Raw genomic sequence first — 19,407 nt, 5'->3', positions numbered from 1 at the left:
GCTTTCCGTGGGTGCGATTCCATCGCAATTGATGTTGCCTTCGTGTAGCGAGACCGGCGGCCGGCTTCAATCTCAGCTTCAGCTTCAGCTTCAGCTCCAGTACCAGCTTCTCTTAAGCCACTCCCTGGCCAAAGTCAGCCACTCCCTGGCTAAAGAACGTAAGCCCTCGCCCGCCGCCGGATCTCGCCTCTTTCGAGCAACCGGCCGGTTAGGCCGGCAGCTGCGAAACCAGTGAGAGCTTCAGATCGATACCCTCAATTTGAAAGTGCGGCATCACCGCCATGCTGACCCGGAAGAACCCTGGGTTCTCCGCGACCTCCTCGACCTGGACGATCCCTTCCCGAAGCGGCCGAGTCGCCACCAGAGTCGGATCGGGGTTCTGCATCTTGGTGACCAGGGTCTGCAGCCAGTCGTTCAGCTCGTGCTCCAGGTCCTGACGGCTCTTCGCCGTGCCGATGTTTTCGCGCTGGAGCACCTTTAAGTAGTGCGCCAACCGCGAGACGAGAAAGATATAGGGCAGGCGGGCGTTGATCCGGGCGTTCGCCGTCGCGACCGTATCGGCGAACTGCGCCGGCCGCTGCGCCGAGTTGGCCGAGAAGAAGCAAGCGTGGTCACTGTTCTTATAGAAGCTCAGCGGGATAAAGCCCTCGTCGGCCAGCTCGAGCTCTTTATTCTCGGAGATCAGCGCCTCGGTCGGGATCTTGATTTGGGTCCCACGACCTAGATCGAAGCGGTGCAGCGGCAGCTGCTCAAGCCGCCCACCGGCCTCGGGGCCGCGGATGTTAACGGTCCAACCGTGCTCCTTAAACGAGCGCGCCATGTTCGCAGCGAAGGCGAAACTGGCGTTGCCCCACAGGTACTTTTCGTGATCGAGACCGCTGACCGTCTCGGTGTAGTCGAAGCTGCGCACCGGGTTGTCCTCGCCGTAGGGCAGTCGCAGCAAGAAACGCGGCAGGGTCAAGCCGACGTAGCGCGCATCGGCGGTCTCCCGGAATCCGCGCCAGCGCGCATACTCGGCCTTATCGAGGTAGCTGGAGATATCGGGGATCTTGACCACTTCGTCGATCGACGGCTTACCGAAGAACGACTTCCCGGCGGCGGCGATAAAAGGGCAGTGGCTCGCCGCGGCGATCCGCGACAGTTCGCTGAGCAGGGTAATATCGGCCGCTGAGCAGCCGATCTCGTAGTCGGAGATCATCGCCGCGACCGGCTCGCCGCCCGGGGTGTCGTACTCCTGCACATAGACGTGCTGGTAGAGACCCGACTGCGTAATGTCGGTGACATCCTCGAGTTCCTCGACCAGATCGGCCTTGGAGAGATCGAGCAGTTCAAGCTTGACGTTGGCCTTCGGGTCGCTGCGCTCGACGAGAAAGCGCAGGCTGCGCCACGCCGCCTCGATCCGCTGAAACTCGGGGTGGTGGAAGACTGCATCGAGCTGTTCGCTGACCGCCGCATCAATCCGGGCGATGTACTCATCGAGCAGACTCTTATCGATGCGCTCGACCGGCGAGGCACTCTCTCCGGCGAGATCGAGAAAGACGTGCAGCGCCGCCGTCAGCCGGCTCTCAAGCGGAATATCCGCCATGACGGTGGCGTCTTTGAAGGTGCCGATCTCGAGGGTACCGGTGACCGGCTCGATGGCGGCGAGGGCGCAGAGGCGTGAGTAACTGGCGACTGGGTCAGTGGCGACTGGGTCAGTGGCGACTGAGTCAATGGCGACTGAGTCAGTGGCGACTGGCACACTCGGCTCCACCTTGGCCATCGTTGTGGCTGTGGCCGTAGCCGTCTCTGCTGGCGCCATCACCTGAGGCGCAGGGATTGCGGTAGCGGTAGCGGTCGACTGGGGCGGTGCAGGGCTCGCCAAACGGCCTTCCGGATGGGGTGCTGCCTGGCTCAGGGTGCGCTCGGCGGTCAAATCCATGACGGTGCTCTCCGTGTTCATTGCGATTGCGGAAGAATGTCGGTGCTTGCGGGCAGATCGGCGCTCGCGGGCGCATCGCCAGTGTTGGCGGCAGCGGTGGTGTTGGCGGCATTGGCGGCAACGGTGGCACCGGCGGGGGCAGCATTGCCAGCAGGGGCAGCAGCGTCAGCGACGTCAGCAGGGTCGGTGGTGGCCGTTGCATCATCTGGCGCTGCGGCTTCACCCCCCGGCCACGCAGCACTCTCCAGCGGTGCAATGCGCATCAACTCGCCGCGAACCGCTGCCAGCTCCTGCTGATTGCGCACGATGCGTTCAAGCTCACGACGAAACTTGGCGTTATCGAGGACGTTGGAGCGCAGATCTTTAAGCAGATTGCGCATCGCCAACAGGTTATCGACCTGCGGAATGGCGCGGGCGACGGCCTCCGGGCCGAAGGCCTCGAAACGGTCAAAGGTCAGATCGACGCCGACCTGGCTGCCATCCTTGGCAAAGGTGTTGTCGACGCGGATCTGTAAACGCGGGCAGAGACTGGCCAGCACCGCATCAAGATTGTGCTTATCGACCCGGATGCGTTCGCGCTCGGCAATCCGGCCTTCGGCCCCGCCGTTGCTGTAGTCGCCCAGCAGCAGCAGCTTCAGCGGCAACTCGAGGGTCTTTTTCGCCTGCCCACTTTGGACGTCAACCGTGATGTTGACGCGTGATTTCGGAACTTCCTGTTGATAACTGCCCATCGGGCTCACCTCTCCTTGGTGGTTTGCTACGCGGTTCCTTGGGGTCCTTAGTTGGTGCTGCACCGCTACACGGCTACACGGCTACACGGCTACACGGCTCCTTGGTAGGTGCCACCACGGCTCGTTGGTTAACGCTGGATAGTGCCATACGCCTCCTCAAGCCGTTGTCACCTCAATGCGGGCCTGGACGTGCAGCGTCAGTTGCGCGCCCTCACCGGCGGTCAGGGTTGCGGTCGCCGGCACACTCGTCGGGTGCACGGTTGAACTCGCCGCTGAACTCGGACTAGAGCCCGGATTTGGGCCTGGGTTTGGGCTTGAGTTTAGGGTTGGGGTCAGATCCGGAGCTGGATTGGCTGTCAGCGCTGCAAACCACGCCTGCTCGCCCGCCGGCAACAGCGGGGTGCCGTCGACGAAGGTCAGTTGTACCAGCTCCGGAAAGCGCTCGGCGAGCCCGCGACTCTCATGGCGCAACCGGGCAGCTAGATCGGCGCGCTCCATGCCTTGCGCGGCCCGCTCAGCTGCCGCCTGGATGCCCAAGTGGAGATGCCCGCCCGGTTCCAGAAAGGCGCGCTCAGCCGCTAAGAAGGCGCCCTGCCAGTCACGCCCTTCTAGGGCCGTATGAATCGCCTGCAGCGAGGGCGCCCGCGGCGGCTCGAAAGGCAGGCGGCCGGCGGTGGCCAGCGCGCCCAACTCCCCTAAGCCGCCCCACTTCCAGGCACGGCTCAGCGCCACCATGCGCCCCCACTCTTGACGCTCGCGCAGGTAGTCGAGGATGACTCGCAGCTGTCTTCCCAAGCTGCGTTCGCTGTCAGGGGGCTCGTCCGATTGACCAATCGACTCTTGCGACGACTCTAAAACACTCTTTGCGCCGATTGCGGAGCCCTGACTGGTTGCCCTGCCCGCTGCCCCTTCGCCACCCCCATCCGGCTTGCCACCGTCCGGTTCGCCACCAGCACCGGAAGCGTCGACACTCGCAATGTCACGGGGGTTACTGGGGTTACCGGGGTTACCGGAGGCAAGAGGGGCACCAGAAGAATCGCCCGAAGCACTCCCTGCCGCAGACCAGGCCGATTGCGCAGAGAATGAGGCTACAGCGGCAGACTCGCTTGCCCCCCTCATCCGATCGACTGCCGGCGCGCTGCGGTAGCGCGCAATGACATCACGCAGCGCCCTGAGGCTTGGCGGCTCTGGCGACTCGGCAAAGTGGGTGGCAATCACTTGCTCCACTGCCGCCACCTCGCTGCTCAGTGCCGCCAGTTCGGCACTGCTCGCCGCCTGCTCCGCCGCCTGCCTCAAAAAGGCGAGCAAGCGCTGCTGACTCAGCCACTCGATCGCCGCCCGCTGCCCCTGTTCACGCTGCGGATAGAGCTCAGCGGCAAAGCGTACAAGGGTCTCGCGCAGAGCTGCCAAACCGGCTCTCAGCCCAGTCACGCCGTGCTGCTGGAGCGCACTCAGACAGAGATAGCCGAGCACCCGCAGATCTTTGCCCTCCGTTGCCAGCAGGGCGATGGCCTCCTCGGCAACCCAGGCAAAATCGGTACCGTCGAGACGCTGCAGCTCCTGCTGCAGACGCATGAAACGCAGCCCGTGCTTCGGATCGCTAGGGGCCGCCGCCACCCCCGCCGGTAAGGGTGCCAAGACGGCAGCCGGCAAGTCGTAAGGGCCAAAACACTCTTGTGAGTCGGTTAGGATCGTTGTTTCCATGCTCTTCACCGCACCACCCACCCCGGCAGCGTCCACCGCGACCTGGCCAAGGCGGCACTGCCGAGCGCCATCCAGGCAAGTAGAGCGTAGAAGTGCGAGAGCAGGATGAGAAAAGCACGGGGGAAGCTGCGTAGCGGCAGCAGTCCGCCTAAGAGAGGTATCGGACGCATGAGGCGTTCCATCGCCATACTCCTTGATCCTTGATCTTCACCGATCCTTGATCGGTTCACGTTCCCTGGCCGATCTTCCTGATCTGGCCCGAAAGGGACGGTTCACAAGTGTAGCCGCTAACCTGCAGCTGTCAAGCCTCCCGTTAAAGTGCACCGATACGCCTTAGCGCGTCCGCGCGGCGTGACTTGTTATGGATCTGGGGAACCGGGTGGAACCGGGGGCCGGGGGGAACCGGGACAAGCAACCCTGATACCACCGAACAGCCCGGGGGCGGCGCTCAGGCGGCCCCGTATCCGCCCCCACCGGGAGTCTCGATAACGATCTGGTCACCCGCCCCGAGCTCCCGGATGGCGGTGCCCGGCAGCTCCTCGACGCTGCCGTCGCTGCGCTCGACGGCATTGCGCCCGCACGCCGCGTCTCCGCCTCCGGCCAGCCCGAAGGGCGGCACCCGACGCCGGTTCATCAGCGTAACCACCGTCATCGGCTCGAGGAAGCGCAGCCGCCGGATTACACCATCCCCGCCGGGATACGCCCCGGCGCCGCCGCTGCCGTGGCGGATGGCGAAACGCTCGACGCGCACCGGGTAGCGCCACTCGAGGACCTCCGGGTCGGTCAGGCGCGAGTTGGTCATGTGCGTGTGCACCGCCGAGCTGCCGGCGAATCCCGGCCCGGCCCCGGCACCGCCACAGAGGGTCTCGTAGTACTGGTGGCGCTGGTTGCCGAAGGTCAGGTTGTTCATGGTGCCCTGGCTGGCGGCCATTGCCCCCAATGCCCCGTAGAGGGCATCGGTGACCGCCTGGGAGGTCTCCACGTTGCCAGCGACCACAGCCGCCGGATGGCGCGGGTTGAGCATCGAGCCCTCCGGCACGACGATCTCCAGCGGTTGCAGGCAGCCGTCGTTGAGCGGGATGTCGTCATCGACCAGCGTGCGGAAGACGTAGAGCGTCGCCGCCCGGGTGATGGCCAGCGGCGCATTGAAGTTGCTCTGCGTCAGCTGCTCCGACGTCCCGGCAAAGTCGATACGCACCCGGCGGGCGGCGTGATCAGGGCGCACCGCCACGCAGATCTGCGCCCCATTGTCCATCTCGACGGTGAAGTCACCGTCGCTGAGCCCATCGATGATCCGGCGCACATGCTCAGCGGCGTTCTCCTGGACGAACCCCATGTAGGCCTGGACCACCGGCAGGCCGAACTGTTCGACCATGCGCCGCAGCTCCGTCACGCCCTTCTCGTTGGCAGCGATCTGCGCCTTCAGGTCGGCGACGTTCTGCGCCACGTTGCGCGCCGGATACGGCCCGGCGCTCATTGCCGCGGTGAACGCCTCTTCCAGCAAGCGCCCCTCGGCGACGACCTGGAGGTTGTTGATGAGCACCCCCTCCTCGCTCACGCAGGTGGAGTCCGCCGGCATCGACCCCGGCGTGCGACCGCCTACATCGGCGTGGTGGCCGCGGCTGGCGCAGAAGAAGAGCAGCTCGTCGCCATCCGCGGAGAAGACCGGCGTCACCGCCGTGAGATCCGGCAGGTGAGTGCCGCCGTGGTACGGGTCGTTGAGCAGGTAGACATCGCCGGGACGCATGCTCGCGCCACGGGCGCGCAGGATGGCGCGCACCGATTCCGACATCGAGCCGAGGTGGACCGGGATGTGCGGCGCGTTGGCCACCAGGTTCGCCTCGGCATCAAAGAGCGCGCAGGAGAAGTCGAGCCGCTCCTTGATGTTCACCGACTGCGCGGTGCCGGCGAGCGTCGTCCCCATCTGCTCGGCGATGGAGCGGAAGAGGTTGTTGAAGACCTCAAGCAGCACCGGATCGGGACGGCGGGTGTCCACCCGCGTCGTCTGCGCCGGCGCCACCTCCCCGGCGGTCACCGAGCGGCGCAGGATCAGATGATCGCAGGCGGTGACCTCGCCCTCCCAGCCGGCATCGATCACCGTGGTGGCGTTCTCCTCCTGGAGGATCGCCGGTCCCGGGATGTGCATGCCCGGCACCAGGTCGGCGCGGGCGTAGACCGGTTGCTCGACCATCTGCTGCCCGTCCCAGGCCTGCACCCGGGCCAACGGCTGCGGCAATTCGGCCGGCGACGGCGCCTCGTCGCCTGGGGGCTCCACGGCCGCAGCGCGGTGGATCGCCTCGACGCTGAGCGCCTCAATCACCCGCGGGCGCTCCTCCAGTACAAAGCCAAAGCGCTGCCGGTGCACCCGGGCGAAGGCCTCGTCCAGGGCGGCCAGATCCGTACCACCGGGGACGACCAGCGCGGTGTCGGTGCCGGCGTAGCGGATGTGTGCCTGCACGCGCACCGTCGCTGCAGCGGCGGCCAGCCCCTGCTCGGCCAGCTCGGCCCGCACCTCGGCGGTGAGCTCGTCGATGACGCGCTCAAGCAGCGGCGCGCTGGCCGGCTCCAACGGCGCCTCCACGCTGCGCTGGGCCATGGCGGTGATATCGGCCAGGCCCATGCCGTAGGCCGAGAGCACACCCGCGAGCGGATGGATGAAGACGGTGCGGATGCCCAGGCAGTCGGCCACGGCACAGGCGTGCTGACCGCCGGCGCCGCCGAAGCAGTTGAGGGCGTAGCGGGTCACATCGTGGCCGCGCTGTACCGAGATGCGCTTGATCGCCTGCGCCATGTTCTCCACGGCGATGCGCCGGAAGCCGGCGGCGACCGCCACCGGATCGCGGGCGTCACCCGTCTCGGCGCGGATTCGCTCGGCGAGTTCGGCAAAGCCCTGGCGAACCCCGTCGGCATCCAGCGGCTGATCAGCCTCAGGACCGAAGAGGTGCGGGAAGAACGCCGGCCGGATCAGGCCAAGCAGGACGTTGCAGTCGGTGACGGTCAACGGGCCACCCCGGCGATAGGCCGCTGGTCCCGGATCGGCGCCAGCGGAGTCCGGGCCGACCCGATACTTCATGCCGTCGAAGTGGCAGATGGAGCCACCGCCAGCAGCGACGGTGTGAATCTGCATCATCGGCGCGCGGATGCGGTTGCCGGCGATCTCGGTCTCGAAGGTGCGCTCATAGGCGCCGTCGTAGTGGGCTACGTCGGTCGATGTCCCACCCATGTCGAAGCTGATCAGCCGCTCGAACCCGGCCATCGCCGCCGTGCGCACCGCCCCGACGATCCCGCCGGCCGGACCCGAGAGGATGGCGTCCTTGCCCTGAAAGTGCGCCGCGCTGGTCAACCCACCGTTAGACTGCATGAACAGCAACGGCACATCGCCCAGCTCCGCGGCCAGGCGGTCGACGTAGCGGCGCAGCACCGGCGAGAGGTAGGCATCCACCACGGCGGTGTCACCGCGGCCAACGATCTTCATCACAGCGGCGGCCTCCGCACTGGTGGAGACCTGCGTAAAACCCACCTCGCGGGCGATGCGCGCCACCGCCTGCTCGTGCCCAGCATCCCGCCAGGCGTGCATGAGCACCACCGCCAGCGCCCGGTAGCCGGCACCGTGGGCGGCGGCCAGGCGCTCGCGCACGCAGGCCTCATCCAGCGGGCGGACCACCGCGCCGTCGGCACCCAGGCGCTCGGGGACCTCCAGGACCTCCGAGTAGAGCATCTGCGGCAGGCGCACCCGGCGGTCGAAGAGATCCGGGCGGTGCTGATAGCCGATGCGCAACTGATCGGCGAACCCCTCGGTGATGGCGAGCACGGTGGGCTCGCCGCGGTGCTCAAGCAGGGCGTTGGTCGCCACCGTGGTGCCCATGCGCACCGCCTCAATCCGCTCGGCCGGGATCGGGGCGTCAGCAGGGAGGCCAAGGATGGCGCGGATCCCGTGGAGGGCCGCGTCGCTGTACTGCTCCGGGTTCTCGGAGAGGAACTTGCGGGCGATCAGACGCCCATCGGGGACACGGGCGATGACATCGGTGAAGGTGCCGCCCCGGTCGATCCAGAACTGCCAGCGCTCTACCATCGCTCGGCTGTCCGCCATGGCCTACTCCTGCGACCCAAAAGACCGGAGGGTGCCTCGAAAAACCCCACCGTTTGCCACTAACCCATTGATAATAAATGCTAAAAACGAGATCTTTAGAAGATCTCATCCGTCCCTTTTAGGATATCGAATCCCAGTGCCTCCAGCCAACAGAGGGCGGCCTGTTCGACCATTGCTTCATTCACGGCGTTGCTCCGATGAGCGTTGCGCAGAACAGCGAAAAGCTGCGTGAGGTTGAACGCACTGGGTCAACAACCTGCCCCAGCGCACGGGCCGCTTCTACTTTCCGCAGTCCAGTCTCGAAATAGCGGTGCCGCTGAAGAATCCGCTCAAAAGCCTCCCAGGTGCCGCCCGTAATCGCATCAGGATCACGAAATCCTTGCCGATTGGGAATGTTGGCCGGCACCCGCGAATAGACTTCGCGTACCGCCTCCCAATCACCAAAATACCAGGCCTCCAATTCCTCTATAGCAATCCGATTAACGACTTGCCATCGGTCATCACCCGTCGCGGTTCGGCTACGAAGGCCCGCACTGGCACTGATCGAGTCCAGCCGGTCCTTAAGCTGATGACAGTCGTCTTCGTCTCGATCAACGACCACGACAACCCGATAGTTCTCCGGCAACCACGCGGCATAACCCCGCAGGCGGTTTTGCAATTTACCCAGCAAATCCTTTTTACCCTGGAAGGGATACACTCGAAAGCTTCGATCTTGTGGCAACAACCGGGGTAGTAAGCTGTTCAGAAAGGCTTCCATGGAAGGCTCTTCCACCAGAAGTTCGAAGTGCAGTGCGGACATTATGATTGCCCTCCAACAGGCCGGGTGGGACCGCCCTGGTTGGTCAGTGGATCCCCCACACCAAGCTGACCCTCCATCCACAGATGCCCGAGCAGTGCACCCTCGGCCATAAACTCGCTCACACCCGGCAGATCCGCGGCCCGTCGGGCCTGCGTATAACCTTGTTCATTCCGCCACAGCACGCGCACCTCCTCCGGTTTGAGGGCGTTCAAGAAGAAGGGAGAGTGGCTCGTCGCCAGCAACTGCGTTCTCGCGGTGGCCGCCCGACACTCCTCGGCCAATTCGGGCAGCAGGCGGGGATGGAGGAAATTCTCCGGCTCCTCAATCCCGATAAAGGGTGGCGGCGCCGGGTCGTAAAGAAGGACTAGGTAGGCCAGCATCTTGAGCGTGCCGTCAGAGGCGAAGCGGGCCAACACTGGATGACTGAACGGAGCGTCCTTGATCTGCAGCAGCAGCCGGCCGTCCGGCATGGTCTCGGACAACACCCGCTCGACGCGGGGAACACGTTGCCGCAGCACTTCGAAGATTTGTTCCAATTGGTCGGGATGCCGTTCGGACAGATACTGGACAACATTGGCGAGATTATCCCCGCTTTTGCTCAACTGCTCTGCTGGCCCCGATTCTGGTTGTCCGCGGGTACTATCGGCCGACAGATAGGAGACATACCAGCCGGTAATGAAAGTGCGCAGTGCCGAGACCCGCGGATGTTCGGCAAATTGGCCCAACGCATTGACCGCCAGCAGATCAGGCGCATTCAGCGGCACCTCAATACGCTGGTCGTCCTCATCCGGTAACTCACCGCTAACTGCTTGTCCCCGTCCTTCCCTGTAATCCAAGAACCGGAACGGCTTGCCATAACTGCCACGCCTCCACTGTAGCCACTCCTCAATCACTACCGGCCTGCCGTCCTTCTCATCGACAGCCAAATGGTATGTAATCAGCGGATAGTTCGGCTCTCGATATTTGATCTCGATGGTGACCGGCCCGTCACTACACCGAGTTTTCAACTCCTTCGCCCGCCCACGTTTGTCCCAGGCGCGGCGAAGACCGGATTCGAAGCACTCCGACAGAAAGGCGAAAACATCAAACACAGTAGTCTTGCCACTGCCATTGGGCCCCAGCAGCACGGTTAGCGGTGTGAGCTGTTTGAATTCGACATCCTTGAGCGCTCGAAAATTGCGTACCTTGAGATATTCAATTCTGGCGGGAGGATTTTTTTGTATACTGTTCATGCTGTTGTTATGCATTGTTGTTCTCCCCTGCTTGCAACCGCTCATAAACCTCATCTAACAGATGCTCCCCGGCCACGCGCCTAAAATCCTCATCATTCATGAGGCGACCGAAAATTTCCTCGTTGCCGTCCATGCGCTCGATGAACAGGTTCTCCAGCATGCGGTTGAAGACGTAGGCGAAGTTGTCGCGGGTGTTGGCTTGAGCGGCTTCGCGTAGGGTGTCGTTTTCGACGGCGCTTGCGGCGATCTGGTCGAAAAAAAGCTGGTCGGCGGGGGTGAACTCTGTGCCGAAGCGTTCGTTGAGCTTGCCGATCAGGGTGGAGAGTTCCACTTCGTCATCCTCGGCCTTGCCGGTGCCCACCTCAGTGGGCCCGTACAACGCTTTCGCTTCACCCACGCCCAGGTCGATGGCGCCCTCGCTGATCTTCTGCAGCCGGTAGTATTTCAGCGAAACCTCGTCTTCCAGCTCGAACACGGTGTCACCAGCACGCCGAGGCAGCTTGTGGAGCAGAAAGCGGGCGTAGCTGTAGAGCTTTTCCAAACTGCTGTCCTGATAGGGGATGATCTGTGCTAGGAAGGCGTAGAGGTTGCGAAAGCTGGCGAGCTGGCCCTTGAACTGATCCTGATGGTCGTCGTCCAGTTCCTGATAGCGCTCCACAGCCTGATCGAGAAGGGCGTTGATCTTCTGGTGATCCCGTGCGGTGGGTTCGTTGCGATTCTTGTACCAGATCTCGGCGAAAGCGTTGACCTCATCGCTGGTGAAGACCTGGTGCTCTTCTAGCCGGTGCTGTAAGTCGTAGAGCTGGTGGGGGTCGCTGGGCTCCCCGGCGGGAGTGACTTCGTAGTAGGGTTTAAAGGCTTCAAAGATCTCCGCCGGCTCGTTGACGAAATCGAGCACAAAGGTGTCTTCCTTGCCGGGGGCGGTCCGGTTAAGACGGGAGAGCGTCTGCACCGCCTGAATGCCCGCCAGCCGGCGGTCCACATACATGGTGTGCAGCAGCGGCTGGTCAAAGCCGGTCTGGTACTTCTCCGCCACCAGCAGCACCTGGTAGTGCTCGGAGGCGAAACGGTCCGGCAGCTCGGACTCCTTAATGCCCTCGTTCATGCCCACTTCGGTGTAGGACTGATCGGGGAAATCCGGGTCGGTGACGCTGCCGGAGAAGGCGACCAGCGAGCGAATGCCGGTGATGTCGTGGTCCCGGATATACTTGTCGAAGGCCAGCTTGTAGCGCACCGCGTGCAGGCGCGAGGCGGTGACTACCATCGCCTTGGCCCGGCCCCCGATGCGGTGGCGGGTGTTGTGGCGGAAGTGCTCGACAATCACCTCCACCTTCTGGGCGATGTTGTACGGGTGCAGCGACATGAAGCGTGCCAGCGCCCGGGCGGCCTTGCGCTTCGGCACTCGCGGATCGTCCTCGATCGACTTAATCAGCCCGTAGTAGGTCTTGTAGGTGGTGTAGTGCTCCAGCACATCCATGATGAAGCCTTCCTCGATGGCCTGACGCATGGAGTAGAGGTGAAACGGCGGCTGGCCGTCCGGGCCGGGCTCGTTGAAGACCGCCTGGGTCTTGAATTTGGGTGTGGCGGTGAAGGCGAAGAAGCTGATATTGGGTTGGCGCGGGCGCTTGAGCATCTCCTTGAACAGTTCCCGCCGCGCCTCCTCGGAGAGCTCTTCCTCCTCCGCATCCAGAAACTCCTCGGCAATGGCCGATTCGATACCGTCGCGGTTGAGCACCTTGCGCAGCTCCATGGCCGTCTCGCCGGACTGGGAGCTGTGGGCTTCGTCCACGATGACCGCGAAGCGCTTGCCGCCGGTGTTGAGCGCTACCGCCTCGCCCTTCTTGGCGAGGGTCTCCATGGCCTGGGTGATGAAGGGGAACTTCTGGATGGTGGAGATGATGATCGGCACGCCGGATGAGAGCGCCTGGGCGAGTTGCTGGGTGTTCTCGTCGATCTTCTGCACCACCCCCTGCTTGTGCTCGAACTGGTAGATGGTGTTCTGCAACTGCTGGTCCAGCACCCGGCGGTCGGTGATCACCACCACGGTATCGAAGACCTTGTTGTCCTCGGCATCGTGCAGACTGGAGAGCCGATGGGCCAGCCAGGCGATGGAGTTGGACTTGCCCGACCCCGCCGAGTGCTGCACCAGATAGTTGTGCCCCGGCCCCTTCTCGCGTGCGGAGTCGATCAGCTTGCGCACCGCGTCGAGTTGGTGATAGCGGGGGAAGATCAGGGTTTCCTTCTTGTGGCGTTTAACGCCCTTTTTGGTGGTGACCTTACTCTCGCTGACCTCCAGGTGCAGAAAGCGGGCGAGGATGTCCATCAGGCTGTCGCGGGTTAGCACCTGCTCCCACAGATACCCGGTGCGGTAACCACCGTCCTGGGCAGGTGGATTGCCGGCGCCGAAATTGTGACCGCGGTTGAAGGGCAGAAAGCGGGTGTCGTCGCCGATCAGGCGGGTGGTCATGAAGGCCTGGTCCGGGTCCACGGCGAAATGGACCAGTGAGCGCTCCTTGAAGCGGAAGATGGGCTCGGCGGGGTCGCGGTCGCGCCGGTATTGGCGCATGGCGTCGTCCACCGTCTGCCCGGTCATGGGGTTCTTCAGCTCCAGCGTCACCACCGGCAGGCCATTGACCGACAGCACCATGTCCAGCGATTTCTTCGGGTGCTTCTCGCTGAAATGCACCTGCCGGGTCACCCGCAGGCGGTTATGGCCGTACGCCTCGGCCGCGTCCGGGTTCATGCCGGTATTCGGCGCGAAATAGGCCAGGCGGAAGGTCTTGCCGAAGCACTTGAAGCCGTGGCGCAGCACATGCAAGGCATTCTTGGAGGCCAGCTCCTTGACCAGCGCGCCCAGCAGCACCTCCCCCGCCTTGTCGCCGTGCAGCTTGACCAGCGATTGCCAGCGCTCGGGCTGGCTGGCGGAGACGAAGGCAATGACTTCCTCCGGGAACAGCGCCCGCACCGGATCGAAACCGCCAGGATCGCCGCGCTCGTAGCCACCCTGCTCGATCAGCGACTGCTCCATGGCCTGTTCGAAGTAGATTTCCTGGTGCATGGCTTATTCCTGTTCCGGCCTCGTCTGGCTACACTAACGCTCACGGACTGGGAGTGCCCGGTCGGCGTTATGGCCCCGGCGGGTTCGCAGGGGCCTTTCGTTTTTTCGGCCTGCCTTTCAGTCCACCTTGATCTGGCCGGTGACGGCGTTGGTGATTAGGGCGGAGCGGTACTCTTGAAGCTTTTCGATTGCTTCATTAACTCTCGCTTCTAGATTCTTCAACCTATCCCGCTCGGCCAGCACAAAATCGACAACTTCCAACTGCTCTCTTACCGGTGGAACAGGCCCTACAAGTCGCCTGATATCATCCATCCCAATGGTCCGGACGGTCGATCCAAATTCCAGGCTGTGCAAATAGTCTCGCATAGCCTCGAACACGAATAGCAAGTAGTCTTTATCAATCTTCTCGCTGGGTATCCACGCAATGAGGTGTTGCGAAACTGCCATTTCCACCTCTGTAATTGAAACAAGACCAACTGTGGCATCACGCGTAAAAATCACGGTACCGGCCGGCAGTAGTCGAGCTGATGAACCTGCTAACCCTGCTTTGTTTATGTATGTGTGTGTCTGGCTAATGTAATCGTTATCGGCTAGTAATTTTGTGTCTCTCAAAGATACCCAGGGAATATCACAATCCACCCAGAACTCCGGCTTCGACTTGCTTGGAGTGTGGCCGCTTTCGAGTTGAGTGATATTTTTCAGCCGCGCAACATCCCAATGCGCCGGAATCTCCCCCAGCCACTCGATGCCGCTGTCTTTCATGGGGGCATCGGGGTTCAGGCCCTTGGTGACGGCGCGGGTGATCAGGGCGGTGCGCTTTTCGGCCAGCCGGTCGAGCAGGCGGTGCTTTTTGGCGATCAGGGTGTCGATCTCGGCGGTCTTGCGGTCGAGGAAGGCGGCGATTTTTTGTTGTTGGTCCTGACTTGGCCATGCCCAAGGTATTTTCGTGATCTCTGCTGGGTCACAGCGCTGATGGCTGCGTGTCACTGACTGGACAAATGACGCAAGGCGGTCCGTGACCTTTTGGCTTTTCCAGACATAGAACATGTAGTTCAGGTCGGCTTCCCATGGAATAAGCGGCACGAACTCCGTGGAGGCAACCGTTAGATAGTCTGGGTGAGGCTCAGCAACGGCAACCGTTGCCTTTCGAGGGTTCAGCTTCGACACAAGAACCTGAGGCTCATTAATAATCAATTTGCCACTATCAATCGATTCTCCTTCTTCAACGGCACCCGCGCCCGTAGCCTGAACGGTGGGAATCGCGAAATGGTAAACATCCCTATTCTCCAGTTCTGAGGGACTGATCTGGAGCTTGCGGCTTTTGATAACAAAATCAGCGCGGCGTACCTGCCATTCCGACGGCACTTTGCCGAGCCATGGGTTACCCGTTTCTTTATAGCTTTCGTAATGTTGCTTCGTCATGACTGGTCGCCCTGCCGTTTAATCTTCTCCTCCAGCGCCTCCAGTTCCCGCAACTCCTCGGCATCGGCCGCCAGCGCCTCGTCCCGCCGCCGCTGGGCGTCGAACTGCTCGTAGCGCTGGTGGGCGATCTGTTCCATGCGGTCACGGCTGATGCTGCCTGCCCCGTCGAGGACGGGCCGCTCGTTGAATTCCAGCAGCCGGTCCACATTGTGGCGCCAGTAGTCCAGGGTCAGGTCCTTACGCTCCTTGGCGCGCAGTTCGGCCTGTTCGAGGAAGATCACCACCAGGCGGTTGAGGGTGTCCACCTCGTCGGCGGTGAGGTAGTTCTTGGCGATGGTGACATCCTGCTTGCGCACCCGCGCGCCCTTCCAACTGGTCAGCGCCATATTGGGGGAATCGGCGTCGGCGCGCCGGACCACGATTTCAGCAGCGGTGTGGCCGGTGACCGCGTAGAGCAGCTTGTTCTGCACCTCGGCGAAGAAGGTCTGCGCGTCGCGGTCGTCGGGCCGGTAGTCGCTGGACAGGGCGAACAGATCGCGCACCTTCTGGTAGAAACGCTTCTCCGAGGCGCGGATATCGCGGATGCGGGCCAGCAGCTCGTCGAAGTAGTCCCAGCCACCGGGCTCCTTCAGGCGCTCGTCGTTCATAACGAAGCCCTTGACCAGGTACTCCTCCAGATGAGCGGTGGCCCACTGGCGGAACTGGGTGCCCCGGGGGGACTGAACCCGGTATCCGACAGCCAGAATCATTGGCAGGCTGTAAAATTTGACCGTTCGGCGCACCTGGCGGCCGCCTTCCTGGCGAACTATTAAGTCATCCTTAATAGTTGCCCCCTCCTCTAACTCCCTCTCTCTGAGGATGTTCCGGATGTGGGTATTGATGTTGGGCACGGAGGTGTCGAAGAGATCCGCCATCTCCGCCTGGGTCAGCCAGACGGTCTGGCCCTCGGCGCGGAGCTGGATCTCCGCCCGGCCATCCTCGCTGCGGTAGAGAATCAGTTCGCCCGCGCTCATGCCGTCACCTTTTTCAGCATCTCCAGTATCTCGCCTTCCAGGCTCTGGATATCCTGCTCGATTTCCTCCAGCGGGCGGGGCGGTTCGTAGACATAGAAATGCCGGTTGATGGGGATTTCATAGCCCACCTTCGTTTTGCTGTGATCGATCCAGGCATCGTCGACGAAGGGCAGAACCTCGCGGGCCAGGTAGGCCTCGCAGTGGTCGCGGACGAGATCGAGCAGCTTGCTGTTGTCGGCGTCCTTGTCGTAGCCGATGGGCAGCGGTAGCGGAACGTCGGCAGGCAACGGCACGATCTCGGTGTCGCGCAGTTCGGTATCCGGCTCGGGGTTACCCTTGCTGTCCCGGCAGATGGCGGCTTCGGGGTCGCGCTCGGACAGGGCGTTGAGGATGGCCTTCTTGATCGGCGCAGGCAGTTTCTCGCCGGCCTCCTTGAAGGCGGCCTTGAGCAGCGGTTCGAACTCGGCGCGGTCGGTATGGAGCCGGCCATACAGCCCTTCCAGAATACTGATGATGCGCTGCTGGGTGGCCTCGCCGGCCTTCACTTCGGCCTCCATCTCGGCCTGGTTCTTGCGTTTTTTGCTCGTGGCAAGGTTGATGAAGGCGGTCTCCTGCCACAGGCGCTCGATGCGCTCGGCGCTGGCCTGGAAGTTGAGCCGCAGGGGGCACTCCACGGTGACTTTCAGGTAGCCGAAGTCGCGGTTGTCGAAGACCTTCGAGCAGACCCGCTCGCTCTGTTCGCCGTTCAGACCCACCCGGCAGGTGGCGCCATCGGTGAACTCGGCGTAGAGGCGGGTCAGCTCCTCGATGTGCTCATCGCCCAGCTCGTTGCGCTTGTTGCCCAGGCTCTTTTTCATCTTGCGGTAGTGGCGGGTGCCGTCGATAAGCTGCACCTTGCCCTTGCGCTCGTCGGACTTGCGGTTGCTGACCAGCCAGATGTAAGTGTAGATGCCGGTGTTGTAGAAGAGCTGATCCGGCAGGGCAATGATGGCATCGAGCCAGTCTTTCTCAATGATCCAGCGGCGGATGTTGCTCTCGCTGGGGCCGGGCTCGCCGTTGAACAGGGGCGAGCCGTTGAAGACGATGGCGATCTTGGAGCCCTCGCCGCCTTTTTCAGGGCTGGGCTTCATTTTGCTGAGCATGTGCAGCAGAAACAGGGTAGCGCCGTCGTTGATGCGCGGCAGGCCGGGGCCGAAGCGACCGCTGAAGCCCAGTTCCTTGTGCTCTTTCTTCACATAGTCTTCCTGGGGCTTCCACTCCACGCCGAAGGGCGGGTTCGCCAGCATGTAGTGGAAGGTCTTGTCCGGGTGGCCATCGCCGGTTTCGCCGTCGCCCAGGGTGTCACCAAAGGCAATGTTGTCCACCGGCTCGTCCTTGATCAGCAGATCTGAACGGCAGATGGCCCAGGATTCCTCGTTGTACTCCTGCCCGTAGAGCGCCAGGTGGGCCTGGGGGTTTTGCTCGGTGATGTACTCCTCGGAGACCGACAGCATGCCGCCGGTACCGGCGGTGGGATCGTAGATGGTGCGGGCAATGCCAGGGGTGTAGACCTCCTCGTCTTCGGTGTAGAGCAGGTGGGCCATCAGGCGGATCACCTCGCGCGGGGTGAAGTGGTCCCCGGCCTCCTCGTTGGCCTGCTCGTTGAACTTTCGCACCAGCTCCTCGAAGACATAGCCCATGTCGTGGTTTCTGACCCGATCCGGGTGCAGATCAATGCGCGGGTCGGCAAACTCCTTGACGATCAGATAGAGCCGGTTGGCCTTGTCCAGCTTCTCAATCTCCGACTCGAAGCCGAAGGCTTCGAAGATGGCCCGGGCGGACTCGGAAAAGCCGTTGATGTAGCAGGTGAGATTGGTGGCGATGTTCTCCGGGTCCGCCAGCAGCTTTTCGAAGGTGTAGGGGCTGATGTTGTAGAGCGGATGCTGACGCCCCTGGCTGGCCTTGCGCGCGAGAACCTTGTGCAGGGCATCCCCCTCCAGGCCGCGGGCTTGCAGCTTCTCGTATTCCTTCAGCACCTGCTCCTTGGTGGGCGCCAGCACGCAGTCCAGGCGACGCAACACCGTCATGGGCAGCATCACTTTCCGATACTGCGGCGGCCGGTAGGGGCCGCGGAGCTTGTTGGCGATCTCGAAGACGAAGTTGATAAGGTTGGTGGTGTTGATGGTCATTATCCCTTATTGCGTGTCTGCGCTGAAGATTCGATGGTGCTTGTCAAAACCGAGCCTGGTAAACGATGCGTAACGGCAAAGCGCACCGGCGCGCTTTAGCGCGTCCGCGTGACGCGACTGGTTATGCCCTGCGATCTGCGGGTGAGCCCGAATTCCAGGGTCGAATATTACTCAGCTGCTCGGCCAAAGCATCTTCAGTCACCTCAGTATCGTAAGCAGCTTGCGCCCGAAGCCAATAGCCATTGGATAGTCCAAAGAAACGACAGAGTCGTAGATCCGTATCGGCGGTTATAGAGCGCTTCCCAGCAATGATTTGTCCAATACGCTGAGCCGGCACTCCAATTTCTTTGGCAAGTCGATACTGAGAGATCCCCATAGGCTCAAGAAACTCTTCTTTTAGCAGCTCGCCAGGCGTTACAGGATCAATATCGCGCATAAGTCACCCCCTAATGGTAATCAACGATTTCGACATCTTCCGCGCCAGCTTTCGTCCACCGGAAGCACAATCGAAATTGCTGGTTAATCCGGATGCTGTACTGGCCTCGGCGATCACCACTCAACGCTTCCAACCTGTTGCCGGGCGGTACCTTAAGGTCCTCCAGCTGGTTTGCGACTTGAAGCTGGCGGAGCTTCCTCAGCGCAACCCGCTCAAAATTCACAAAGCGTTTGACGCGCTGCCCGCTGGCCAGCTTCTCGGTATCCCTACATTTGAACGAGATGATCATGACTCAATAGTGACGCTCCGCGTTAATAACGTCAAGCGTCGCCATGGCAAGATGGTGCAACTGAGACGGGCATCTCACGGTAGATGGCGGTCAGTATCCGAGCACAGGCCGCTTGCACCAGCCTGTCCTCCACCGCCGTGCCACGGCCTGAGGACTCCGCCGGACCTCCGCACCCTCGCCATTGCGGGTGCTCCATGTTGCCTTCGGGCGCGTTAAAACCGTTCCTAAAACCATAGAAAACCATTCCTACGGACGTAAGCCGAACAGTGCTGCTTACGATTAGCGGGTTGGAATCGCGCCAACCGCCGGCGAATGGATCGCCGCCCGCGCCGTGCCCGGAGGGGTCGGTGGCGAGCGGGATCGGTCGATTGACCGACCGCCGACACGGTACATCCGTCGCTGCTCACGGGCGACCTCTCTCCAAAACGCCCAGACGTGCCGCCCCCGATTCCTTGCAGGTAGGGGGCGGGCGGTTCTGGCGCGGCGATTGGGTCGCTCCGAGAGGTTCAGGGCGCGCCGCGCGATGACGAGCGCGGCAGCGTGA

General features: G+C 62.5%; 14 protein-coding genes. All 14 read right to left on the bottom strand.

Annotated features, from left to right (window positions below; genetic code table 11):
- Window positions 1–208: 208 nt before the first annotated feature.
- The gene (gene tssC / locus CKO15_RS01920; protein ID WP_242464496.1) at window positions 209–1,921 is read right to left on the bottom strand and encodes a type VI secretion system contractile sheath large subunit; all 1,713 of its coding nucleotides are present in this window, start codon (window positions 1,919–1,921) and stop codon (window positions 209–211) included.
- A gap of 17 nt (window positions 1,922–1,938) precedes the next feature.
- Complete coding sequence (tssB, locus tag CKO15_RS01915; RefSeq protein WP_200191976.1) at window positions 1,939–2,652, bottom strand: type VI secretion system contractile sheath small subunit; 714 nt, start codon at window positions 2,650–2,652, stop codon at window positions 1,939–1,941.
- A gap of 156 nt (window positions 2,653–2,808) precedes the next feature.
- The gene (locus CKO15_RS01910) at window positions 2,809–4,356 is read right to left on the bottom strand and encodes a TssA family type VI secretion system protein (RefSeq protein WP_200191973.1); all 1,548 of its coding nucleotides are present in this window, start codon (window positions 4,354–4,356) and stop codon (window positions 2,809–2,811) included.
- Between the two features lie 5 nt (window positions 4,357–4,361).
- Window positions 4,362–4,538 carry a hypothetical protein gene (locus CKO15_RS01905; RefSeq protein WP_200191971.1) on the bottom strand — a complete coding sequence of 59 codons (177 nt, stop codon included), beginning with the start codon at window positions 4,536–4,538 and terminating at the stop codon, window positions 4,362–4,364.
- A gap of 266 nt (window positions 4,539–4,804) precedes the next feature.
- A complete protein-coding gene (locus CKO15_RS01900; RefSeq protein ID WP_200191968.1) occupies window positions 4,805–8,446 on the bottom strand; it encodes a hydantoinase B/oxoprolinase family protein in 3,642 nt (1,213 codons plus the stop codon).
- Between the two features lie 181 nt (window positions 8,447–8,627).
- Entirely contained in the window at window positions 8,628–9,245 is a 618-nt protein-coding gene (locus CKO15_RS01895) for a DUF4276 family protein (protein ID WP_200191966.1), read from the bottom strand.
- Window positions 9,245–10,492, bottom strand: a complete 1,248-nt coding sequence (locus CKO15_RS01890) for an AAA family ATPase (protein ID WP_242464495.1) — start codon at window positions 10,490–10,492, stop codon at window positions 9,245–9,247. The genes CKO15_RS01895 and CKO15_RS01890 overlap by 1 nt, the downstream gene beginning before the upstream one ends.
- A complete protein-coding gene (locus tag CKO15_RS01885) occupies window positions 10,485–13,535 on the bottom strand; it encodes a type I restriction endonuclease subunit R (RefSeq protein WP_200191964.1) in 3,051 nt (1,016 codons plus the stop codon). Before CKO15_RS01885 ends, CKO15_RS01890 begins: the two co-directional genes overlap by 8 nt.
- A 117-nt stretch (window positions 13,536–13,652) precedes the next feature.
- Window positions 13,653–14,957 (bottom strand): restriction endonuclease subunit S, encoded by a 1,305-nt coding sequence (locus CKO15_RS01880; protein ID WP_200191962.1) that lies wholly within the window; start codon window positions 14,955–14,957, stop codon window positions 13,653–13,655.
- Window positions 14,954–15,970 (bottom strand): virulence RhuM family protein, encoded by a 1,017-nt coding sequence (locus CKO15_RS01875; protein WP_200191960.1) that lies wholly within the window; start codon window positions 15,968–15,970, stop codon window positions 14,954–14,956. Before CKO15_RS01875 ends, CKO15_RS01880 begins: the two co-directional genes overlap by 4 nt.
- A complete protein-coding gene (locus CKO15_RS01870; RefSeq protein ID WP_200191958.1) occupies window positions 15,967–18,138 on the bottom strand; it encodes a type I restriction-modification system subunit M in 2,172 nt (723 codons plus the stop codon). The genes CKO15_RS01875 and CKO15_RS01870 overlap by 4 nt, the downstream gene beginning before the upstream one ends.
- Window positions 18,139–18,259: 121 nt before the next feature.
- Window positions 18,260–18,574, bottom strand: coding sequence for a HigA family addiction module antitoxin (locus tag CKO15_RS01865; protein ID WP_096409114.1), 315 nt, complete (start codon window positions 18,572–18,574; stop codon window positions 18,260–18,262).
- Between the two features lie 10 nt (window positions 18,575–18,584).
- Window positions 18,585–18,863: a type II toxin-antitoxin system RelE/ParE family toxin gene (locus CKO15_RS01860; RefSeq protein ID WP_200191956.1), complete on the bottom strand. Its 279-nt coding sequence runs from the start codon at window positions 18,861–18,863 to the stop codon at window positions 18,585–18,587.
- A gap of 279 nt (window positions 18,864–19,142) precedes the next feature.
- On the bottom strand, window positions 19,143–19,407 hold a 265-nt coding region (locus CKO15_RS13930; RefSeq protein ID WP_207123769.1), incomplete at its 5' end, for a hypothetical protein.

The organism is Halorhodospira abdelmalekii (assembly GCF_016583625.1).
GTDB lineage: Bacteria > Pseudomonadota > Gammaproteobacteria > Nitrococcales > Halorhodospiraceae > Halorhodospira > Halorhodospira abdelmalekii.
Note: the sequence above shows the minus strand (reverse complement) of the source record. Positions and strands in the feature narration are given on the sequence as shown.